This is a genomic window from Pseudoduganella sp. HUAS MS19, assembly GCF_053615455.1.
Genome location: NZ_CM132133.1, coordinates 4,259,694 through 4,280,878, shown reverse-complemented (window position 1 = coordinate 4,280,878; position 21,185 = coordinate 4,259,694). Strand labels below are relative to the sequence as shown.

The 21,185-nt window shown below is 63.0% G+C and carries 23 protein-coding genes; 15 read left to right on the top strand and 8 right to left on the bottom strand.

The window, feature by feature from the left end; translation table 11 throughout:
• Positions 1-32 precede the first annotated feature (32 nt).
• The 6 genes from ACWBU6_RS19355 to ACWBU6_RS19330 all read left to right on the top strand — a co-directional run bounded on the left by ACWBU6_RS19355 (position 33) and on the right by ACWBU6_RS19330 (position 3,995).
• A complete protein-coding gene (locus ACWBU6_RS19355; protein WP_452645028.1) occupies positions 33-1,061 on the top strand; it encodes an NADP-dependent oxidoreductase in 1,029 nt (342 codons plus the stop codon).
• Positions 1,062-1,142: 81 nt separating this feature from the next.
• Positions 1,143-1,499: a hypothetical protein gene (locus ACWBU6_RS19350; protein WP_452645027.1), complete on the top strand. Its 357-nt coding sequence runs from the start codon at positions 1,143-1,145 to the stop codon at positions 1,497-1,499.
• A complete protein-coding gene (locus tag ACWBU6_RS19345; RefSeq protein ID WP_452645026.1) occupies positions 1,499-2,032 on the top strand; it encodes an N-acetyltransferase family protein in 534 nt (177 codons plus the stop codon). Before ACWBU6_RS19350 ends, ACWBU6_RS19345 begins: the two co-directional genes overlap by 1 nt.
• Before the next feature lie 24 nt (positions 2,033-2,056).
• A complete protein-coding gene (xth, locus tag ACWBU6_RS19340; RefSeq protein ID WP_452645025.1) occupies positions 2,057-2,836 on the top strand; it encodes an exodeoxyribonuclease III in 780 nt (259 codons plus the stop codon).
• 84 nt (positions 2,837-2,920) lie between these two features.
• A complete protein-coding gene (locus ACWBU6_RS19335; RefSeq protein ID WP_452645024.1) occupies positions 2,921-3,337 on the top strand; it encodes an ExbD/TolR family protein in 417 nt (138 codons plus the stop codon).
• A complete protein-coding gene (locus ACWBU6_RS19330) occupies positions 3,321-3,995 on the top strand; it encodes a hypothetical protein (protein WP_452645023.1) in 675 nt (224 codons plus the stop codon). Before ACWBU6_RS19335 ends, ACWBU6_RS19330 begins: the two co-directional genes overlap by 17 nt.
• 46 nt (positions 3,996-4,041) lie before the next feature.
• Here ACWBU6_RS19330 and ACWBU6_RS19325 read toward each other — a convergent pair whose 3' ends face one another.
• Complete coding sequence (locus ACWBU6_RS19325; protein WP_452645022.1) at positions 4,042-5,607, bottom strand: S8 family serine peptidase; 1,566 nt, start codon at positions 5,605-5,607, stop codon at positions 4,042-4,044.
• Positions 5,608-5,864: 257 nt separating this feature from the next.
• Here ACWBU6_RS19325 and ACWBU6_RS19320 point away from each other — a divergent pair, with 257 nt between their 5' ends.
• Positions 5,865-6,566 carry a 2OG-Fe(II) oxygenase gene (locus tag ACWBU6_RS19320; protein WP_452645021.1) on the top strand — a complete coding sequence of 234 codons (702 nt, stop codon included), beginning with the start codon at positions 5,865-5,867 and terminating at the stop codon, positions 6,564-6,566.
• Between the two features lie 18 nt (positions 6,567-6,584).
• On the opposite strand, the gene ACWBU6_RS19315 is transcribed toward ACWBU6_RS19320, so the two are convergent.
• The 5 genes from ACWBU6_RS19315 to ACWBU6_RS19295 form a co-directional block, all read right to left on the bottom strand.
• Positions 6,585-7,262, bottom strand: coding sequence for a PEP-CTERM sorting domain-containing protein (locus ACWBU6_RS19315; RefSeq protein WP_452645020.1), 678 nt, complete (start codon positions 7,260-7,262; stop codon positions 6,585-6,587).
• A 92-nt stretch (positions 7,263-7,354) separates the two neighbouring features.
• Positions 7,355-8,233, bottom strand: a complete 879-nt coding sequence (locus tag ACWBU6_RS19310; protein WP_452645019.1) for a DMT family transporter — start codon at positions 8,231-8,233, stop codon at positions 7,355-7,357.
• Positions 8,234-8,324: 91 nt separating this feature from the next.
• A complete protein-coding gene (locus tag ACWBU6_RS19305; protein ID WP_452645018.1) occupies positions 8,325-8,732 on the bottom strand; it encodes a hypothetical protein in 408 nt (135 codons plus the stop codon).
• Positions 8,733-8,742: 10 nt separating this feature from the next.
• Positions 8,743-9,942, bottom strand: a complete 1,200-nt coding sequence (locus ACWBU6_RS19300) for a porin (RefSeq protein WP_452645017.1) — start codon at positions 9,940-9,942, stop codon at positions 8,743-8,745.
• Between the two features lie 144 nt (positions 9,943-10,086).
• A complete protein-coding gene (locus ACWBU6_RS19295; protein WP_452645016.1) occupies positions 10,087-11,484 on the bottom strand; it encodes an amino acid permease in 1,398 nt (465 codons plus the stop codon).
• Positions 11,485-11,628: 144 nt separating this feature from the next.
• On the opposite strand from ACWBU6_RS19295, the gene ACWBU6_RS19290 reads away from it, so the two are divergent.
• The 8 genes from ACWBU6_RS19290 (at position 11,629) to ACWBU6_RS19255 (ending at position 18,868) form a co-directional block, all read left to right on the top strand.
• Positions 11,629-12,048 carry a hypothetical protein gene (locus ACWBU6_RS19290; RefSeq protein WP_452645015.1) on the top strand — a complete coding sequence of 140 codons (420 nt, stop codon included), beginning with the start codon at positions 11,629-11,631 and terminating at the stop codon, positions 12,046-12,048.
• Positions 12,045-12,407: a DUF5329 family protein gene (locus ACWBU6_RS19285; RefSeq protein WP_452645014.1), complete on the top strand. Its 363-nt coding sequence runs from the start codon at positions 12,045-12,047 to the stop codon at positions 12,405-12,407. The genes ACWBU6_RS19290 and ACWBU6_RS19285 overlap by 4 nt, the downstream gene beginning before the upstream one ends.
• A 42-nt stretch (positions 12,408-12,449) precedes the next feature.
• A complete protein-coding gene (locus ACWBU6_RS19280; protein ID WP_452645013.1) occupies positions 12,450-13,085 on the top strand; it encodes a dienelactone hydrolase family protein in 636 nt (211 codons plus the stop codon).
• 83 nt (positions 13,086-13,168) lie between these two features.
• Positions 13,169-14,089: a hypothetical protein gene (locus ACWBU6_RS19275; protein WP_452645012.1), complete on the top strand. Its 921-nt coding sequence runs from the start codon at positions 13,169-13,171 to the stop codon at positions 14,087-14,089.
• 72 nt (positions 14,090-14,161) lie between these two features.
• Positions 14,162-15,835, top strand: a complete 1,674-nt coding sequence (locus tag ACWBU6_RS19270; protein WP_452645011.1) for a methyl-accepting chemotaxis protein — start codon at positions 14,162-14,164, stop codon at positions 15,833-15,835.
• Positions 15,836-15,921: 86 nt separating this feature from the next.
• Complete coding sequence (locus tag ACWBU6_RS19265) at positions 15,922-16,947, top strand: phospholipase (RefSeq protein WP_452645010.1); 1,026 nt, start codon at positions 15,922-15,924, stop codon at positions 16,945-16,947.
• Entirely contained in the window at positions 16,947-18,302 is a 1,356-nt protein-coding gene (locus tag ACWBU6_RS19260) for a peptidylprolyl isomerase (protein ID WP_452645009.1), read from the top strand. Before ACWBU6_RS19265 ends, ACWBU6_RS19260 begins: the two co-directional genes overlap by 1 nt.
• On the top strand, positions 18,299-18,868 hold the full coding sequence (locus ACWBU6_RS19255; protein ID WP_452645008.1) for a hypothetical protein: 570 nt from the start codon (positions 18,299-18,301) through the stop codon (positions 18,866-18,868). Before ACWBU6_RS19260 ends, ACWBU6_RS19255 begins: the two co-directional genes overlap by 4 nt.
• Before the next feature lie 79 nt (positions 18,869-18,947).
• On the opposite strand, the gene ACWBU6_RS19250 is transcribed toward ACWBU6_RS19255, so the two are convergent.
• Positions 18,948-19,778 (bottom strand): hypothetical protein, encoded by an 831-nt coding sequence (locus tag ACWBU6_RS19250; protein WP_452645007.1) that lies wholly within the window; start codon positions 19,776-19,778, stop codon positions 18,948-18,950.
• A complete protein-coding gene (locus ACWBU6_RS19245) occupies positions 19,778-21,124 on the bottom strand; it encodes an amino acid permease (protein WP_452645006.1) in 1,347 nt (448 codons plus the stop codon). The genes ACWBU6_RS19250 and ACWBU6_RS19245 overlap by 1 nt, the downstream gene beginning before the upstream one ends.
• Positions 21,125-21,185 lie beyond the last annotated feature (61 nt).

Genomic DNA, 21,185 nt, shown 5'->3' with positions numbered 1-21,185 from the left:
GACGACTGGTCTAATAACGAAAGGAGCATCAAATGACTGCCACTGCCAACCGCCGCATCGTCCTCGCTTCCCGTCCGCAAGGGGCCCCTACGCCAGGCAATTTCCGCCTCGAAGAAGGGCCGGTTCCCGAGCCGGGCGAAGGCCAGGTCCTGCTGCGCACCCTCTACCTGTCGCTCGACCCGTATATGCGCAACCTGATGGACGAAGTTCCTCCTGCTTACGCGCCGCGCGTCGAGCTGGGCGCGACCATGGTTGGCGGCACCATCAACCGCGTGGTGGCGTCGCGCCATCCGGGTTTCAAGGCGGGTGAAATAGTGCTCGGCAACGCGGGCTGGCAGGATTATGCGCTGTCCGATGGCAGCGATTTGCGCGCACTAGGCGACATGCAACAACCATCGCTGGCGCTGGGCGGCCTTGGCATGCCGGCGTTCACCGCCTATGTCGGCTTGCTGGATATCGGCCAGCCCAAGCCTGGTGACACGGTAGTGGTGGCGGCAGCGACCGGCGCAGTCGGTTCCATCGTCGGCCAGCTCGCAAAATTGAAGGGGGCACGTGTGATCGGCATCGCCGGTGGCGCCGACAAGGTAGCGTTTGCCCGCGATGAACTGGGCTTCGACGTCGCGCTGGACCGCCACGACCCGCAACTGGCGCAAAAATTGGACGAGGCGGCGCCCAACGGAATTGACGTCTATTTTGAGAACGTCGGCGGTGCGGTATTCGACGCAGTGTTGCCTCTGTTGAACATCGGGGCGCGCGTGCCGGTGATCGGTGTGATCGCCCATTACAACCAGAATGGTGCACTGCAAGGTGGGGACCGCCTGCCGCAAGTCATGTCGGCGATCCTGCAAAAACGCATCCGGATGCAAGGCATGGTCATCCTCGACCACTACGAAACCCGCTATGAAGACTTTGCCAGCGACATGTCGGCATGGGTTGCGGATGGCAAGATCAAGCTGATCGAAGATGTTCTGGACGGTTTGGAGCAAGCCCCGCAAGGCCTGATCGGCTTGTTGCATGGCAGCAATTTCGGCAAGGTTGTAGTGTGCGTCGCAAAATCCTGAAATGTTGTATATAACTCTGGCCTGAGCCCATTTCTGCGTGGCATAATTGATTTAGTTCTTAATAATATTCCTGAACAATTCATGAATGTCTCCAGATTGATCATGGCGGTTTCGATGGCCCTGGCCGTCGGTACCGCCGCTGCCGCCCCCCAGCCAACAAATACCTGGGACAGCCTCGTAGGCATGAAATACGCGAAAGCCCGCAAGGAAGTCATCGATGCCGGCTGGCGTCCGGACCATCGCAATGCCGGGGCGGAATGGGAGCGCCAGCTCCAGGGCCAGTTCCCGGAACTGCGTTCCTGCGAAGCTGCCAGTGGCCAATGCACCCACTTTTTTGTGTCTTATGACGGCATCTGCCTGAAGGTCGTCACCGAAGGCGAAACTGTCGCTGCCTTCAAGGTGCGCAGCGTGGCACAAGGCTGCACCAAGCAGCAGTAATGCCGTTCACCCTGCGGCCGGCCGTGGCGGCCGACATGGCCGAGATCATGCGGCTGGAACGCGCCGGCTTTGCCGAAGCGATCCAGGAAACCGAAGAAGCGTTCGCCGAGCGCTTGTCGGCGGCACCCGAAGGATGCTGGGTGCTGGCTGGCGAAGCAGGGCGTCTGTACGGTTACCTATGCGCCGAGTTCTGGCCGTTGCTGCCGGGCTTCAATCCCGTCCGGTTTGCCCGCAACCATGCGGCAGCCGATACGCACCTGCGCGATGGCGAAGAAGTCTATGTTTCCTCCATGGTGGTCGATCCTGCCACGCGCGGCACGGGTTGGGGACGTCGGCTGTTCCGCGATGCGCTGGCCAACATGTTCGCCCGCCATCCACACCTGCGCAGCACCATCTTGATCGTCAACCCGGAATGGGACGCGGCCCGGCGCATCTATCGCGCCGAAGGCTTTGCGGAAATCGGCGCGATCGAAAGCTACTTCGCCACCGGCGATGGGGGACGCTTGCCCGCCATCGTCATGCGCCGCAGCTGACCCGGTTTGTGCATAATGGTCGCCATGCGAGTCGCGACCTTCAACATTAACGGAATAGGCGCCCGCCTGCCGGCGTTGCTGCAATGGCTGAATGAAACCCAGCCGGATGTCGTATGCCTGCAGGAGCTGAAGGCGCCGCACGAAAAATTTCCCGAAGCGGCCATCAACGACGCCGGCTATGGTGCGATCTGGCACGGCCAGAAAAGCTGGAACGGCGTTGCCATCCTGGCCCGCGGTACAACGCCGGTGGAACTGGGGCGTGCCTTGCCGGGCGACCCGGACGATGTGCAGAGCCGCTACATCGAAGCCACGGTGGGTAAGCTGATGGTCGCATGCCTCTACCTCCCCAACGGCAATCCCGCACCCGGCCCCAAGTTCGACTACAAGCTCAAATGGTTCGACCGCCTGATTGCGCGCGGCGCGGAACTGGTGGCCGCGAAGCAGCCCGTGATCATGGCCGGCGACTACAACGTGATGCCGACCGAGCTCGATGTCTACAAGCCCGAGCGCTGGGTGGATGATGCACTGTTCCGGCCAGAAACGCGGGCCGCCTTCGCAAAGCTGGTCGGGCAGGGCTGGACCGACGCGCTGCGCACCATGCACCCCGACGAAAAGATCTACACTTTCTGGGACTACTTCCGCAACGCCTTTGGCCGCGATGCCGGCCTGCGCATCGACCATCTCTTGCTGAATCCGGTGCTCGCGCCGCACCTGCGCGGGGCGGACGTCGACCGCGCTGTGCGCGGCCGTGAAAAGCCCAGCGACCATGCGCCCACATGGGTTGAATTAGAGGGGCGGTTCTAATCTTTTCGCAACTGTTGTTTCCAGGCGGTATATTGGCCTCACTCCGGAGTTTTTCGTTTGATAACACTAACCTGAGGAGGCACCATGCGTTACCCGCGCAATGCAGCACTGTCCGCACCTTCAGCCGAGGCTGAGCCGCTGAACCAGTTGAATATGACGCCGCTGATCGACGTCATGCTGGTCCTGATCATCATGCTGATCGTCACCATCCCCAAAGCCAACCATTCCGTCGGCATGGACATGCCGCGGCACAGTGGAGCCATCGAGCAGATTGCCCAGACCTTGGAGGTCGATTTCGACGGCACCTTGTGGTGGAACGGCGCCCAGCTCGCAAGCCGCGCGGCACTGGAAGAAAAGCTGGCAGCGCTGAAAGGCGACGACAGCATCCACCTCCGTTCCAACGGCCTCGCCCCGTACAAGGTGGTGGCCGGCGTGCTGACGACCGCGCAGCGGCTCGGGGTGCGCAATATCGCAATCGTTGGAAATGAGCGCTTCCAGTAACTTCTTGCTTGGCGCAGCGGCACTAGTGCTTGCTGGCTGCGCCTCAGGGCCTCGGCCTCCCGAGGCCTTTCCAATCCTGGCGGATCGGCAGCCACTAATCGTTGTTGCGGAGCTGGATGCTGGCGAATACCTGCGATCCTTGCCGGAACCACCACCCAAGCCCGGCTTCGTCACGATCAACTTCGATCCTCCGCCACACTGGGTACGCGCCGAAGTTCATCACACCATCTATGCTCGGATGGAGGTGCCGCAGGTCTTGTATGCCGGGACATCGAGCCACTACGGTCCGCAACCGATGTCGCCTAATTCGCAGCTGGTCTTCTTCCTTACTGACGGCCGCCAGTACATCATGCGGCGTTACGGCTACAAGCGTTTGCTGACCAAGCTCGATGGCACACTGCTCTTGCCGGTTTGGGACAAGCAGGTTTCTCCTTGGCTGCCATGTTCGGTGCTGGAATTGATAGAGGAGTTTGACAGTGAGCAGGTGCGGGAAACGTTAACGCCGCGTGATCCCGACTTCGTATTCGAAGAGCAGCGGCAGGACCTGTTCCGCATCGTTCCCGGTGGCTTCCTGCCACGGTACGTGATCGACATTCGTAAGCTCACGGACCATTTGCGCAACAATCCTCCGCCAATCAACGAAATCGAATGCAAATAAAAAAGGGCGCCGCAAGGCGCCCTTCGTGCTTGGAGAAAGCAGTAACTTAGTTACCGCAGCCCAGGGACAGGATGCGGTTGTAGGCTGCCTTGGCCTGCACCAGGCCGTAACCGGTCTTGTTATCCTTGCCTGCCACGTCCAGGTCCAGGGCGGACTTGGTCAGGGAAGCGCGAATCTGCGAGCCGGTGCAGGTTGGGAAGTAGGACCATACCAGCGCTGCCACTGCCGACACGTGCGGGGTAGCCATCGAGGTGCCGTCGTAGAAGGAGTAGTTGGTTGGCTTCACTTCCACGGTTGCGGACTGGCCGAGCTGGTTCTTCATCGCGGCGCCGTCAACATCGGTCGCGGTGACCGAAGGGATCGAAGTCACGGTGGTGCCCAGGGTGCCGCCGAAGCTGCCGGCTGCGTTGTTGTACACGATCGCGCCGACGCCGCCGGATGCCTGGCAGTTCGATACTTTGGTCGCGAAATCCACGGTGCCGCGCTGGATCAGGCAGACCTTGCCCGATACGGAGCTGTTGACTGCATCGCCCAGGCCGAAGTCGGCCAGCGGAGCGGTGCGGGTCAGCTTAGGCGAACCTCCCATGTCGCCCGGGGTGTAGACGGTGGAGCCCACGGACAGCTTGGACTCGGAACCGCCGCCCATGGTAACGGTCGACAGCACGGCCACGCCTGGACCGGCAATTTCAACCTTGCTGTTGTACTGTGAGAAGTCGGCCCATGCCTTGTTCTCGTCCACGGCAGCAACCATCATCACGCTGGAGTAGCCTGCTGGGTAGGAAACCACGGTGTTGCCGTCGTTGCCGGCAGCAGCGATCGACAGCACGCCCTTGGATTGCAGGGTGTCGAAGGCGCGCTGCTCGGTCTTGCTGGAGCGGCCGCCGCCCAGCGACATCGAGATCACGTTCGCGCCGGCTGCGCCGCACTTGTTGGCAGCGGTAGCCAGGGTCGAGGAGTAGGCCCAGCCATCAGCGCCGAACACCTTGACGATGTGCAGCTTCAGCTTCTTGTTCGGGTTCACGCCGACCACGCCCAGGCCGTTGTTGATGCCGGCGATGGTGCCAGCAACGTGGGTGCCGTGGTGGTTTTCGTCGGTGCTCCAGTTACCGGTGCCGGCATCGTATTCGCCGGTCACCACGTTGCCGTTCAGGTCTTCGTGGGCGTTGTCGTAGCCGGAGTCGATGATGCAGACCTTGCGGTTGGAGGTGTTGGCGTCGGACAACTGGTCAGCCTGCACAGCCTTGATGCCCCACGGCACGAGCTGGCCGAGCTGGTAAGGCGTGCCGGTCGATGGGGAAGTGGTGGCGAACAGCTGGCGCTTGACGTCTTCTTCCACCAGGATCACGTTCGGGTTGTGTTGCAGGCCTTTGATAGCCTGGGTCGGCACTTCGATCGCCATGGCGTCCATGCCGAAGATTTCATGCTTGATGTTGCCCTTGGCAGCAGCGACGGCCGATTTCATGGCGGCTGCCTTGCCTGGCTGGAATTGTACGATGACGCGGGTGGTGTCGTTGGCGGCGAAAGCCTGGCCAGCAGCACCGACAGCAACTACGGCAGCCAGCAGCTTGGCACCGGCAGCGATTTTCGAAACCTGGAATTGCTTTTGAACCATGGAAATTCTCCCACTCTCTTGTGTAAGGTGTATGTCCCCGGGCCGTTGTTCGGCGCGAATTTTATTTGCCGTAACGCAAACGTTTTGCATTCGACTGGACTGAGTGTATGGAGAAAAACTCAAGAAATCTATCAAAATGTCTCCAGTTGTATCGCACTGTTGAAAACGGCATACACATTTGTTAAGAATGAGACACTTCGCAAGACGCTGTCTCAAACTTAACAAATGAAAGTTGGTTTTGACGTATGCTGCCCGGCATGGACGACTTTATTGAAATCTACGACGGCGCGCTGACGCCGGATCAATGCCGACAGATCCTGGCGCGCTTCGAGGCCAGCGGCAAGGCTGTACGGGGTAAGACGGGACAGGGTGTGGATGTGGCCAAGAAGGACAGCTATGACCTCACCATCAGCCAGCACGCGGAGTGGAACGACGTGTCGAACCTGATGATGGCCAGCGTGTTGACCCATCTGTCCGCCTACATGGACAAGTACCGCATGCTGCTCACGGGTGCACTGTCGCCGCGGGTGGCCGATCCGGACGGCGGCCAGCCGGTCACCCTGAATATCGATAATTTCGAGCGCTGCGGGCGGCCATACCTGGGGGAGCTGATCCAGTCCATGTACCGTTGCGGCCCGATCAACCTGCAGAAGTACCTGCAGGCCAGCGGCGGTTATCACCACTGGCATTCTGAGGTCTATCCGCAGAACGCCAGTTGCGAAACGCTGCATCGCGCATTGCTGTTCCAGTTTTACCTGAACGATGTGGCGGAAGGCGGGGAGACGGAGTTCTACTACCAGCAGCGCAAGATAGCGGCGCGCCAGGGGCGGCTCATCATCGCGCCGGCCGGCTTCACCCATACGCACAAGGGAAATGTATCGCGCAGTGGCGACAAGTATGTGGCGACTTCGTGGATCCTGTTCCAGCGCGCCGAAGCGATGTTCGGCGCGCCGGGTTGAGGCGCGCGGGAGAAACGCTTAAGCGCGGCGACGGCGGAGTGCCAGGGCCATTGCGCCCAGGCCGCCCAGCAGCAGGGCGCCGCTCATTGGTTCAGGTACGTCGGCTGGAGGTGCGGCGCGGTCGCCGGCCAGGCTGATGTTGTCGATGGCCCAGCTCTCGTCCTCGGCACCCTGCCAGATGCTGCCGGAAGCGAAGAACTCAATGGTGTGTGCGCCGGCGGCCAGGTTGCCCAGGTTGAAGCTCATTTCGTAGGCCATGTCTTCCCAGCCGGAGAAGCCCAGGTGGCTGCGGTTCAGGAAGTTCAGGTTCGGACCGGAGGCTGCCGCGCCGAAAACGTCGAAGTTTTGCTGGAACAGCAGGTTGCCGTCGACACGGATATTGAAGTAATCAGGGCCGCAGCAATTGCTGCCATCCCAGGAATCGATAGCGCCGAAGGACAGCTTCAAGGTGGTGTTGTTGACTGCGCTGCCAAAATTCAGGTTCAGGACCGAAGCGGCTGCCGGATTGCCTTGCGCATTGTTGCGCAGCATTTGCTGGCCGAAGCCGTGCTGGCTGTAATCCTGGGTGCCGGTCAGGAAGCCTGCGCCGGAAAAGCCGTTGGCGTTGGATTCGAAATCGTTGGAGTAAACAACATCTGCCGATGCCGGAAGGGCGGCGGCCAATGCCAATGCTGCGAGGATTGCTTTAAATTTCATTGAGGATTCTCTGGTTATTGTTGATCAAACAGAGATGCATTCAAGCAAATATTGTGCCATGCAAATAAATCAATGACTTAGAAAAACAGGACTTACCGATTGTAAAGTTTTCCGACAGTAATTCGCCAGTCCAGGTTGACTCCCAGGCTGGCCATGACGATCAGGGCGAAGCCGGTCACCTGCCAGGCGCTGATCAGATGGCCGTAGACCGCATAGTCCCAGCACACGGCGGCCGCCGGATAGATGAAAGTCAGCACTGCGATCGCCGCCGTCTCCATGCGCGGAGTAGCGCCGTAAATCATCACGTAAGCCATGGCCGTCGGCACCAGGCCAAGCGTGCCGAGCCAGCCCCATTGCGCGGCGCTCAGGCCTCCCGCAGGGATGGAGCTGAAAGCGCCCAGCAGCAGGGCGCCGCTCATGCAATGCACCAGTGCCGTCAGGTGCGGCGGCGTGCCGCGCATCGACTTGGTGGTCAGCGTCACGCCGGCATAAGCCAGGGCGCCGGTCAGCGTACTGGCGATGCCGAGCAGGTAGTTGGCATCCATCGGTTCGTCGAAACGCACGCCGCAAGCCAGCGCCAGGCCGCCAAAGCCCACCACCACCCAAGCCAGTTTGTTCGCCGCCAGGCGCTCCCGCAATACCAGGGCGCCAAGCAGCAGCACCATGAAAGGCTGCACATGGAACACGATGGTGGCGACGGCGATGCCGATGCGGCGGATCGCTTCAAAGAAGGTCACCCAGTTCACCACCATCAGCACGCCGCTGAATGCGGCCAGCTTGAAGGCGCGCGGCGGCATGTTCTCGCGCCTGAACATGCCTTTCCAGCCGCAATATAGTGCCAGCGCCAGTGCGCCGATGGCGCAGCGGAAAAAGACTGTGGTGACTGGATCGAGGCCGGCCTCCTGGACATAGACCCCCAGGGTGCTCAGCATGAGCATGGCGATGATGTAAGTAAGGACCGGATGGCGCATTCCGCCGATCATCGCATGAAAGTCGGGGTCAGCTCCGGCAATCGGACAAATTGCTGCGCAATTTGTCCGATTGCCAGACCTGGCACCGCATTTACTGCACAGTGAGGATGACTTTGACGCTGTCGTCGACGGCGGATTTTTCGATATAGCCGATGGCCTGGACGTCGGCGGCCACAGCTTTCTTCACCTCGGCGCTGCTGGCATACTCCTTGGGCGCCGTACCCTTGCCGGTAAACACCAGCTTCGACCATTGCGCCTTGACCTGGGCGCTGTCCTTGCCCAGCACCTTCTGGCTGAACTCATTGCGCAGCGGCCCCTCGGTGTGTTCGATCGGCGTGAACAGCGTCGATTTGCCAAGGAAGAATTGGGCCGCCTGCTCGCTGAACATGCGCGAGGCCGGATTCTTCGGATTGACCACCACCACAATTTCGGCCGCCAGTGCAGGCAGGGCGGCACACATCATCGCTGCGGCGAGCAGCGGCTTGATTCGCTTGTCCATGGCTGCCTCCTCAGAACACGAAGTCGAGTGCTACCGCATACACGTTCACTGACTCATTGAAGCCAGGCCTGGCATTGATGAACGCTCCGGCGCCGTCTTTCGGCTTGATGTGGTCGACCTGGACCTTCAAAGCCAGCGACTTGTAGAAGTCCCAGCGCACGCCGATCGCGTCCGAAGTCTGCAAGGCGGCCTTGGCCAGGTTGTTGACGCCCGCGCCCAGCGGCGCCAGCGGCCCGCTGGTAGGAAAGCCGGCCACGCTGCGCGGCGACTTCTGCTTGATGCTGCCGTGGTAGTAGTAGGGCAGGAACTTGCCGAAGCGGTAGCCCGCCATCGCGTACCAGGAGTTGGAATCGTGTACGATCAGCGTGTCGGTGCGGCGCATGGCGTATTCGGCCTGCAGCACCACGTTCTTCCAGTCCATGGTGCCGCCGACCGAGGTGAACGTGCCTTTGACATCGTTCAACGGCATCATGTCCGCTACCGAACCAAGGCCCACGGTGCGCAGCGTCGTCACCAGCCCGGTCAGCGCGGGATTGTCGACCACGCTGAAGTCGGCCTGGGCGCGGCCGAAGCGCAGTGTGAACGGACCGTTTTCCGCCACCACGTGCAACAGCAGCATCTTGCGGAACTGGACCTCCTGCGCCGGCTGGTCGACGTCGGCGCGGCCTGTGCCCAGTTGCACGCTCAGCGAGGTATCGCCGAAACTGCGCTGGTAGAGCAGGTCGGCGCCGTCGAAGGAGTCCAGTGTCACCTGGCGATAGACTTCGGCCGGCGGCCGCAGCATGGTGTTGGCGTAGCCTACATTGCGGAAGTCCGAGATCATGTAGATCGGCGCACCCATGCGGCCCACGCGCACGCTGAGTTCATCGTTGACCTTAAACTTGGCAAAAGCCCATGCGGCCTGGGCGCGGTAATGGTCGATGGCATCCTTGCGCACCAGGCCCTGGCCGGTGAAGGAGATCATGTCGTTGACCTTGACCGTGGCCTGGATGCCGAAGTTGGAGTCGACGCCCGTGCGCCAGTCCTGGCGCACGCCGGAAGCCTGGTTGGGCCGGATGAATTCTGCGTCGTCGGTGTCGGTGGAGGTGAGGGCGGCGGTGCCAAAGCCGCTGATGGTGACGGAAGGCCCTCCTTCCTGGGCGCTTGCCTGTATGGCGAAGCTGACTGCGGAAAGCGCGGCAAGCGCGCTGCAAATCCTTTTCATCGTCATGCTCTCTCCCGTTGTTATTGGTGGTGAACAAGCTGACTACGGGGGCAGTGTTACAGATTGTCGGCGCCTGCGCCATTATTCGTGGTAGGCGCGCAACAATAAAAAAGCCCGCTGCGGCGGGCTTTTCTTGCTTTCGGTCGATTCTTACTTAGCCTTGCCCAGTTCCGAACGGTGGCGCGAGTAGGCGAAATACACCACCAGGCCCAGCGCCAGCCAGATGCCGAAGGCGATCCAGGTAATGGCCGACAGGAAGGCCATCAGCGCCAGGCAGAAGGCAACCGCCAGGCCAGGCACCACCGGCACGCCCGGGCAGCGGAAGGCGCGGTGCAGGTCGGGACGCTTCTTGCGCATGATGATCACGGCGATCGACACCAGGCAGAAGGCGGCCAGGGTGCCCATATTGACCAGTTCCGCCAGCACGTTCAGCGGCACCAGGGCGGCGATGAAGCCGAAGATCAGGCCGACCATCCAGGTGGCGAAGAACGGGGTGTGGTATTTCGGGTGCACGGTGGACAGCTTCTTGGGCAGCAGGCCGTCGCGCGACATGGCGAAGATGATGCGGGTCTGGCCGTATGCCATGACCAGGATCACGGTGGTCATGCCGAGGATGGCGCCCAGCGATACCCAGCCGGCGAACCAGTTTTCACCGGCGTATTGCAGTGCCAGCGACACCGGGTGGTCGACGCCCAGGAATTGCTTGTAAGGGACGATGCCGGTCATGATGCCGGCCACGATCACGTACAGGATGGTGCAGACGGCCAGCGAGCCGATGATGCCGATCGGCAGGTCGCGCTCGGGACGCTTCACTTCTTCCGCGGCGGAGGTCACGGCATCGAAACCGATGAAGGCGAAGAACACCAGCGCTGCAGCGCTCATTACGCCGGATGCGCCGAATGGCATGAATGGCTGCCAGTTGGCCGGCTGCACATGGCCAGCGCCAACGGCGATGAACAGCAGCACCACGCCGACCTTGATGACCACCATGATGTTGTTGACGCGGGCCGATTCGCGCACGCCCCAGCCCAGCATCGCGGTCAGCACGATCATGATCACGAAGGCCGGCAGGTTGAAGATGGTGGTGGTGCCGGGAACGGCGCCAGGTGCGGCAGTCAGCGCGGTCGGCAGGTGGATGCCGATGCCGGCGATCAGGGACTGGAAGTAACCGGACCAGGCCACCGACACGGCGGAAGTGGCCAGGCCGTATTCGAGCATCAGGTCCCAGCCGATCATCCAGGCCACCAGCTCGCCCAGGGTGGCGTAGCTATAGGTATAAATGGAGCCGGCAACCGGAACGGTCGAAGCGAATTCTGCGTAGCACAGGGCGGCGAAACCGCAGGCCAGTGCCGCGACGATGAAGGAAATCGTCAGGGCCGGGCCGGCGGTCAGCGCGCCGGTGCCGGTCAAGACGAAGATGCCGGTACCGACGATGGCGCCAATGCCCATCAGCACCAGGTCCATCGGACCCAGCACTTTCTGCAGGCCGCCCGGGGTACGGGTGGCTGCTACCATGTCGTCCAGGTTCTTGGTCCTAAAAATGCTCACTAGTCTCTCCAATATCTCTTCTCTTTTGGGATCGCCAAAAAAAGGCTGCCGCATATTAGCACACGGGTTTGCCGCAGGATGTTGTAGGATTGTAAATCTGAATTGTTTGTTGCCTTGAAAGTCCTTGCCTCACAGATGAAATATATGATAATCGCCGCGGCCACTGCCGCGACCACCTTTGCCGCTGCCGCCGTCGCCCAGCCGATGCCGCCGCAGCCCGATACCCCAGCCTATAAAGCCTGCATGGCGGAAGAGGGCGAACTGCGGCCGCAGCGCCAGGCGCTGGCGCGGCGCTTCCGCGAGCACGAAACGGCGCTGGAGCGCACCTCTGCCGAGCTGGCGGCGCATGAGGCCGCGTCGGCCCGGGTCGTTCGCACCGACAGCGCCGCCGTGGCCGCCTACAACGCACGGCAGGATGAATTGAACGCGCAAGCGGCCGGCCTGAATGCGGCCGGCGCCAGCCTTGAAAAGGAGCTGCATGCCTTTAATGCGCGCGTCGCCGCCGGCAATATCCGCTGCGGCAACATCCTCGCGCCCTACAAAGTCCGTAAGAAGGAGAAATGATGCGCAAGATGCTTACCCTTGCATTCGCCCTGGCTTGGGCCGGCGCCCAGGCTGCGCCGCTGCCGGCGCCGGCGCGCGCCGAAGTCGACGCGCTGCTGGCCCGCCTGCAGACGTCCGGCTGCCAGTTCAACCGCAACGGCAGCTGGTACAGCGGCGCCGACGCCAGGACCCACCTCTTGCGCAAGCTCGAATACCTGGAGAAGAAGGACATGGTCAGGAACGCCGAGCAGTTCATCGACCTCGGCGCCAGCGCCAGCAGTTCGAGCGGCAAGGCATATATGGTCAAATGCGGCGCCGCGGCGCCGGTAGAGAGCAAAGCCTGGCTGGGCGCCGAATTGAAAGCCATCCGCGCGCGCTGACAATGGCGGCGGAGGTATAGTGGGCCAGGAGGATAGCCCGCCATGCACCACGAAATTGCCAGCATCGCCACCCCGGCCGGTGAGGTGGAAGGTACGCTCGACCTGCCCACCGGTGCGACAGGCGTGGTCCTGTTCGCCCATGGCAGCGGCAGCAGCCGCTTCAGCCCCCGCAATAATTTCGTGGCCGGGGTCTTGCGTACTGCCGGCATCGGCACCTTGCTGATGGACCTGCTGACGCCTGCCGAAGACGAAATCTACCGCACCCGCTTCGACATCGGCCTGCTCACCGAGCGCCTGGGGCTGGCCGCCGACTGGCTGGCCGCCGCGCAGGCGGCACGCGGCTTGCCGCTTGGCCTGTTTGGCGCCAGTACCGGCGCCGCTGCCGCCTTGCAGCTGGCCGCCGAGCGCAAGGATGGCGTGGCGGCCGTGGTCTCGCGCGGCGGCCGGCCGGACCTGACCGGGCAGGTGGCCCTGGCGCGCGTGACGGCGCCAACCCTGCTGATCGTGGGCGGCAGGGATGAAGGTGTCATTGAACTCAACGAATCCGCCTTCCATAACCTTAATTGCAAAAAACGCATCGACATCGTGCCCGGCGCTACCCATCTGTTCGAGGAGCCGGGTGCGCTGGAGGAAGTGGCGCGCCTGGCGCGCGACTGGTTCAGCCAGCACCTTTCATGATGAATGGTGAAGAATGGTGAGAATGCGTGCATTTTTAAGCCCATCTGCGTCGCTATAATTTTCCCCATCTATTGGGAGAGTGTATGGCGCTGCATTTGAAGAAGGCAATCATCAGGAATTCGGTATTCAACAGTCTCGTGTGTGCCGCATTTGCCGTCTTCCTCACGCCATTGCCTGCAACGCCCGGCGGCCTGCTGTGGCTGGGCATCCTGGTGTGCGGCGTTGCCTTGCTGACTTTCCTGCGTACCGCCTACAAGATCCGCAAGGGCATGCTGGCCCGGCTGGAGGAGCTCACCTCCTATGTCCGCATCGACCGCGACAGCCCGCTGGCGCGCCAGCAGGTTGACTGGCGCCTGATCGACGATTACGCGACCCAGCTTGCCACGCGCGGCTTCCGCCCGCTGGGCGATTACACGACCTATCCGACGCCGCCGACCCTGGCCGGCGTCGCCGCGCTGTTTACCAATGCCGACGGCAGCATCGTCATCGAGATCCAGCAATTGAAACTGATGCCGCAGGACGGCCAGGCCGCGATGAAAGACGGGATCTATTTCAGCATCATGTCGATGGTAGGCGGCAGTATTCGCGTCGTGACCAGCAACCATAAGCCGTTGGCCGTTACCTACCTGATTCGTGGCGAACACGATGTCGCCACCGGCCGGCCGGGCTCCGGGCTGATGGAGTTGCTGGCAACGCACACGGACCTGCTGACGCGCCTGCGCGAAAAAGTGGGCAAGGCCCCTGCGACCGGCATGACCCTGGAGCGCTATGTGCTGGCCATCCGCGAAGCGCAGGCCCAGGCCCGCAGCCGCGTCGGCGCCATGAGCGGCTATGCGATTGCCTGCGCGGTGGACCGCTTCGAGTCCGACCGCATGCTGCGCTGGACGCCGACGATTGCCGACCTGAAGGAAGTACCGATGCGCCGCCTGGAGGAGCTCGACAACGGCTTCGGTTCGGACATCCAGCCGCCGATCTTCCACGAATCGCTGGCTACGCAATTCTGAAGGCATTGCCTTGCACTGGCCGCGCGCCGGCCAGGAACAGCATGATTCACTTGCATAGGAAGAAGACCCATCATGAAGATCAGCAATCGATTGATGATTACCCTGGCAATTGCATTTATCGGCCTGCTGTTTGTCGGTGCACAGGGCTTGTGGCAGCTGCGCGATGCCCAGCAGCGCATGGAACTGGTGCAGACGCGCCTGATCCCGAGCGTCTCGGCGATTAATGCCGCCAAGGCGGCGGTGAGCGATAGCCGCCTGGCCGGCTACCGGCTGTCGGTGTTCTCCAACCTGCCCGACAAGAGTGCGCTGGACAAGGCGTACAACGATGCCCACGCCAACTTCGATAAGGTGCTGGCCGACTATGCGAAGAACAATGTCTTCGACGAGACCGACCGCAAGATGCTGGAGCAGGATAAGGCCGCCATGGAGACTTACCGCCAGGCCCTGGTCCCGTTCATTGCCGCCTCGCACGCGGGCGATATGGACGGCGTACGCGCCACGCTGGTTGCCGGCTCGCCGCTGGCGCTGGGCGCTGCCGGCGTGAAGAAAAGCCTTGATGACCACGTAGCCTACAACCAGAAGCTGATCGCCAAGGTGAAAGCCGACAGCGATGCCGATTACGCGAGGGCTGTCACCGTCCTGGTCGGGGTCACCGTGGCGGTGCTGCTGGTCGTGGGATTCATGGGCTACAAGATGTACCGCGTGATCACCGGTGGCCTGGACAAGATGCAGGGCACGATGGAAGACGTCAGCTCCTCCCTGGACCTGACGCACCAGGTCGAAGTGGAGCGCATGGATGAAATCGGCCACGCCGGCGTGGCCTTCAACAAGCTGCTGGGCGAGATTGGCGGCGTAGTCGGCACGGCGCGTTCGGCGGCGGAGGCGGTCAGCACTGCATCGCGCCAGATCGCCGTTGGCACCGGCGACCTGAATAACCGCACCTCGGCGCAGGCCGCGGCGCTGGAGGAAACCGCCTCCAGCATGGAGGAGCTCACGTCCACCGTGAGCCAGAATTCGGACAATGCGCGCCAGGCCAACCAGCTGGCGCAAAATGCCTCGCAGATCGCGGTGCAGGGCGGCGAGGTGGTGAAGGAAGTGATCGACACCATGGCCTCGATCAACGCTTCCTCGCACAAGATCGTGGACATCATCAGCGTAATCGACGGCATCGCGTTCCAGACCAATATCCTGGCGCTAAATGCCGCCGTGGAGGCGGCGCGCGCCGGCGAACAAGGGCGCGGCTTCGCCGTGGTGGCAACCGAGGTGCGCAGCCTGGCGCAGCGCTCTTCCGCAGCGGCCAAGGAAATCAAGGCGTTGATCGACGACAGTGTGGAGAAGGTCGATTCCGGCACCAGGCTGGTGGTGCGGGCCGGCGACACCATGAGCGACGTGGTGGCGAGCGTGAAGCAGGTCTCCGATATCGTGGCTGAGATCAGCGCCGCGACTGCCGAACAGAACGCCGGTATCGCCCAGGTGCACCAGTCGATCACCTCGATGGACCAGGTCACGCAGCAAAACGCCGCCCTGGTGGAGGAAACGGCAGCCGCATCGCAAGCCTTGCAGGACCAGGCGGAAGTGCTGGCCCAGGCAGTGAGCGCCTTCCGTATCGGTGTCGCCCACCTGAAGTCGGCGCCGGTGCTGCGCAATGCCAGCCAGCCGGCCGCTTCCACAGCGGTTGCGGTGCGCCCGCCACGGCAGCGCAAGGTCGCCGGGGCCGCCGGTGCCGACCAGTGGGAGCAATTCTGAGTTGTTAATATTTTTAGAAGACTTTTTCATCTGTTCGTCATAATTTGACGCTATCGTCTGGACTCTTTTCAACCAGGAGACACCAGATGAAACTGAGCACCATCGCTGCCAGCCTCGCGCTGGCAGCATCCGCAGTAAGCCTTCCGGCCCACGCATGGCAGCAGGAGACGCACCGTCGTATCGTGCTGGACGCAGTCAATTACATGAAGGCCAATCCTGGTACCACCAACTACAACAAGCTGCTGGCCGGCGTGACGCGCGCCGGCTACACGATGGACCAGTTCGCGGCAGCGCTGGGGCAGGGCGCGTACGATGTCGACGACTTTGCCGACACCTATATTTGCGGCGCCACTACCGGCAACTGCCAGATGGCGCCGGTCTGGGGGGCGGGGGCGAGCATCGTCAAGTACACCACTTATTGGCACTTCCAGAACCACACCTCCGGGCGCGACGTGCACGGCAATCCGTTCGGCGGCTACAACTTCGCCAAGCTGGCCGTGGCAGGCGATATCGACAAGCTGGCAGCGAGCTGGCTGTATGGCGATTACCTGGACGACGGCGCGGGCGGCCTGAAAGGCTGGTTCGGCGACGGCAGCAAGTACAACACCTACGCCATCACGGAAGCGCACTACCGCCTGGGCGGCTATTCCACGCCGTCGATGTACGCGGACTTCGAAGCTGCGCCATTCCAGCCGATCGACAACCTGGGCCAGTACTGGTTCTCGCAATTCCTGGCGCAGCCTACCGCGCAGTCGCTGGGCTTCGTGCTGCATACCACCGACCTGCTGCAGCCGCACCACACCTGGACCACCTCCGCGCACGACCACTCGGGCTGGGAGCAATGGGTGTACGACTACTACGACCGTGAACGCCTGAACGACTCCGCGCTGGTGACCGCCGCCATGGCCGATTTCACGCCGGTGGCGGCGGGCGGCAGCGACATTCGTCCGTTGCTGACGCAAGGCGGCACCTACTCGTATGCCAACGGCGGCATCGTGCTGTCGTCGAGCGCGCACGGCGACCGCGTCACGGTCGGCAGGAAAATGATTCCGCACTCCATCGCCATGGTGGTCCACGTGCTGAACCGCGCCGCCGAGCGCCTGGCCAACTGATGGCCGCCCGCCACCTCGTGCGCAGCGCCGTCCGGGCCATCGCTGCCCGGGCCGCCGCCGGTGCCGTCCTCGCCGCGCTCTCCGGTGTCCACGCGGTGGCGGGCACCGCAACACCGCCTGCCGCCGCGGTTGCCGCTCATATCGACGGCGAGCCGCTATACGCCTTCACCGTGGATACGCTGTGGCAGCAGCGCCGCGCCGCCAAGCCCAAACTGGAGCGGCGTGCCGCGCTGGAAGACCTTATCGACAGCCGCCTGCTGTCGGCGCAAGCAAGCGCTCCGGCGCCGGGCGAAGCGGCCAGCCTGTCGGTCGCCTTCGCCCCGGACGTGACGGTCGAAGAGCGCCTGGTCGCAACCCTGCGCGAAGTGTATGGAAAGGACCTCGATGGGGCGGTCAGGGTGCTGCCCGGCGCCACGCTGGAGAGCCTGGTCACCGCACAGCCGGCAATTCCGGCGCCGCAACTGGAGGCCATCTTCGGCCGCCCGGGTCCGTTGAAGCTGGAAATCGCACTGTCCGGCGAACAGCAGTCACTGGCCGGCACGATCGACGTGCTGCGCTACCGGCTTCCCGGCGGCGAAGCGGCGAGCGTGACCCTGTACGACGTGTACCGGCGCCAGAACGTGCAGGGCCGCCTGGCCCTGTCGCAGCAGCCGGCCAGCGTGGCTGCCGTGCAGGCGCGCCGTATCATGGCCAACGCCTTCGTGCTGCACTGGGCCCGCCAGCGCTACGGCGCCGACGCCGTAGCCGACCTGCAGCAGGCGATTGCCGACGGAGAGGCCGTGCTGAGGCTGCAGCAACTGTACGGCGTGGGCCTCGACACCGACTCCGGCAGCCCGTTGCTGAACCGCCTGTCAGGCGAGGCCAGCGCGCAGGAAATCGAAGCCTTCTACTACCAGCACAAAGACCTGTTTGCCCGCATCGACAAGGTCCGCGCCCGCCACATCCGCGTCGCCGATGAAGCGCAGGCGCAGCGCGTGCTGAAATCCTTGCAGGGAGGCGCCGACTTTGCCGCCACCGCCCGCAAGATGTCGCGCGCCGCCGACGCAGCCAAAGGCGGAGACCTCGGCTGGATCAGCGCCGATGGCAGCAAGGACTGGCTTGCCAGCCTGGCCTTCAGCCAGCAGCCGGGCAAGCCATCGTCCCCGATCCGCGCGCCGGTGGGCCCGAACGAAGCTGCCTGGTGGGAAATCGTGCTGGTCGAAGAACAGCTGCATGGAGCCCATCCGCTGCAATCGGAAACGGTACGCTACCAGGCCAGCCGCATGATCGCGCTCAAGAAAGCCATGCAGCAGCTGGGCGAGATGATGGAAAACGCGCGCCGCTCGGCGCGGATAGAAATCGCAGAGGCCCAATGAAACGCTGGCAAAGCAGCGCAGTGATCGCCGTCATCCTGGGCGCAGTTGTTGGCCAGTGGTACCTCGCCGGCAATCGGGAAGCGGCCGATCCCGCTGGCGGCCAGGCAGCCACGCCGCCAACACCCGTACCCGTCGCCCGGCCGCCGGCACCGATGCCGCCAGCCGCCCCGGCCGCCGTCGTGGCCGCGAACGGCGAAGGCGAGGGCGATGGCCTGCGCCGCGTCCCGATCCCGCCCGTCGACACGCGCACGCCAGCCTGGCTGCCGCTGTCGCAGGCGCGCGAAGCAGGTGACGCGCGCACCCCGCCGATCGAGCGCGGCGCCCCGGCCGAACACCCGGATGCCAGCGTACTGGCCGACCCGCAGGCCTATGCCGCCCACCAGCTGGCGCAAAAGCGGCGCCTGGCGGCAGCCTACGCGCAAGCGGCCGGCCCCGAGCTGACGCGCCTGCAGGCCGACCTCGAGCAAGGCCGCGAAGCCGGCGTACCGCCCGAAGAGCTGGCCAAGGTAGCAGAAAAAATCCGCCGCATCGAACAGCAGCGCCAAGCCGCCGAGGCAGCAAAATGAAAGTCGGGGTCAGGTCCGGCAATCGGACATTTTGCTGCGCAAAATGTCCGATTGCCGGACCTGACCCCGACTTTTCTCTTTATAGGAGGGTGCTGGCCAGGGGTTTGATGACTTCGTCGTCGGTCCAGTAGGCGGTGTGGGACAGGGGATTCCAGCTCTTGGTCATGAAGTCGAGGATGCCCTGGCCGGCGTTCACCACGCGGTCTTCGACCAGCGTTTCGTAGCCGCCTTCCAGCGGCTGCAGCGGCCAGCCGAGCGCATCGTCGGGGTCGTACAGGTTGAGCCAGCGGAAGCCGGGATTGGGCTTGATGATCGGCTTGACGTCCATGCGCTGGTGGGCGGAGACGAAGACCGGGATATTGCAGCCGGTGGTCACGAAGGCCCGCGCCGTGCCGCATTGCAGGAACTTGCGCTGCTCCGCGCTCAGGCTGTCGGCCATGCGGCCCGCTTTCCAGATGCCGGCCGAGACCAGGCCGCCGCCGGCCCGCTTCTGTGCATCGTAGATAAAGCTGGACATGACCTGGCAGCCCAGCGAATGCGCCAGCATGACGATCGGCGTATCCGGCCCGCGTGTGGCAAGAATCGCCAGCAGGGCGCGCGCGATCTCCATTTGCGCCTGTTCGTAGACCGAATTGTCGTACTCCTTGCGGTTCTCCAGCCCCGCCGCATCGGCAAAGCCGAACAGGATGAATTTGCGCAGCTGCTCGTAGCGCACCGTGGAGCGTTCGCGCGTGCGGTTCCATACGTCCAGTTCATTGGGCTTGAGCAGGTGCTGGTAGTACACGCTGTGCACGTCGACGTTGGCGAAGGCCGCGCCCATGCGGTGCGACAGCGCGCGCCGCATATCGTCGGCATAGTCGAGCGGCTGCTCGCCCATGCCGTGGATGGTCAGGAGCGCGACCTTGGTCATTACGCGACGGCCTTTTCAGGTACGCCGCGGAAGCGGTAGCCGATGAACAGCACCAGCAGCCACACCGGAATCAGGTATACCGAGATACGCAGCCCTTCGGTCATGAACATGATCAGCAGGATGCCGGCCAGGAACGCCATGCAAAGATAGTTGGTGAACGGGTAACCCCAGCTCTTGAAGCCGGTCTCGTGGCCTTCGGCGTTTTTCCGGGCGCGAAAGCGCAGGTGGATCCAGCTGATCATGCCCCAGTTGATCACCAGCGACGACACCACAAGCCCCATGAGGAAGCCGAACACCTTGCCGGGCATGAAGTAGTTCAGCACCACGCAGATGCCGGTGGCGAGCGCCGATACGCCCAGCGCAGCGAGCGGCACGCCGCGCTTGTTCACGTTCAGCAGGGCTTTCGGCGCGTTGCCCTGCCTGGCCAGGCCGTACAGCATGCGGCTGTTGGAATAGACGCCGCTGTTGTAGACGGACAGCGCGGCGGTCAGCACCACGACATTCAGCACGTTCGCCACCCAGTTGGCGTTCAAGGCGTGGAAGATCATCACGAACGGGCTGCCGCCGGTGACCACTTTCTGCCACGGGTAAAGCGACAGCAGCACGCCCAGTGCGCCGACATAGAAAATCAGGATGCGGTAGATGGCCTGGTTGGTCGCCTTTGGAATGGTTTCGGAAGGGTTGCTGGCTTCGGCGGCGGTAATGCCCACCAGCTCCAGGCCGCCGTATGAGAACATGATGACGGCCATCGCCATCACCAGTCCCGACACGCCGTTCGGGAAGAAGCCGCCGTGCTGCCAGAGGTTGGCCACGGCCGCTTCCGGTCCGGCGTTGCCGGACACCAGCAGGTAGCCGCCGTACACGATCATGCCGACCACTGCCGCTACTTTGATGATCGCGAACCAGAATTCCATCTCGCCGTAAGCGCGCACATTGGCCAGGCTGATGGCGTTAATGATCAGGAAGAAGGCGAGGGCGCTGACCCAGGTCGGCATCCAGGGCCACCAGTACTGGACGTAGATGCCGACCGCCGTCAGTTCGGCCATGCTGACCAGCACATACAGCACCCAGTAATTCCAGCCCGACATGAAGCCGGCCATGTGGCCGCAGTATTTGTCGGCGAAGTAGCTGAACGAGCCGGCTACCGGTTCGTCGACCACCATTTCGCCCAGCTGGCGCATGATGAGGAAGGCAATGAAGCCGGCCACTGCGTAGCCAAGCAGCACGGCAGGCCCGGCCAGCTTGATGGTGTCCGCAATGCCCATGAAAAGGCCCGTGCCAATGGCGCCGCCCAGCGCAATCAGCTGGATGTGGCGGCTCTTCAGGCCCCGTTTCAGTTCTGTCATGTATGGCGTCCTGGTGTCGAAATGGTCAAAGGCCCTGATTCTACATCCTCGCAAGGCAACA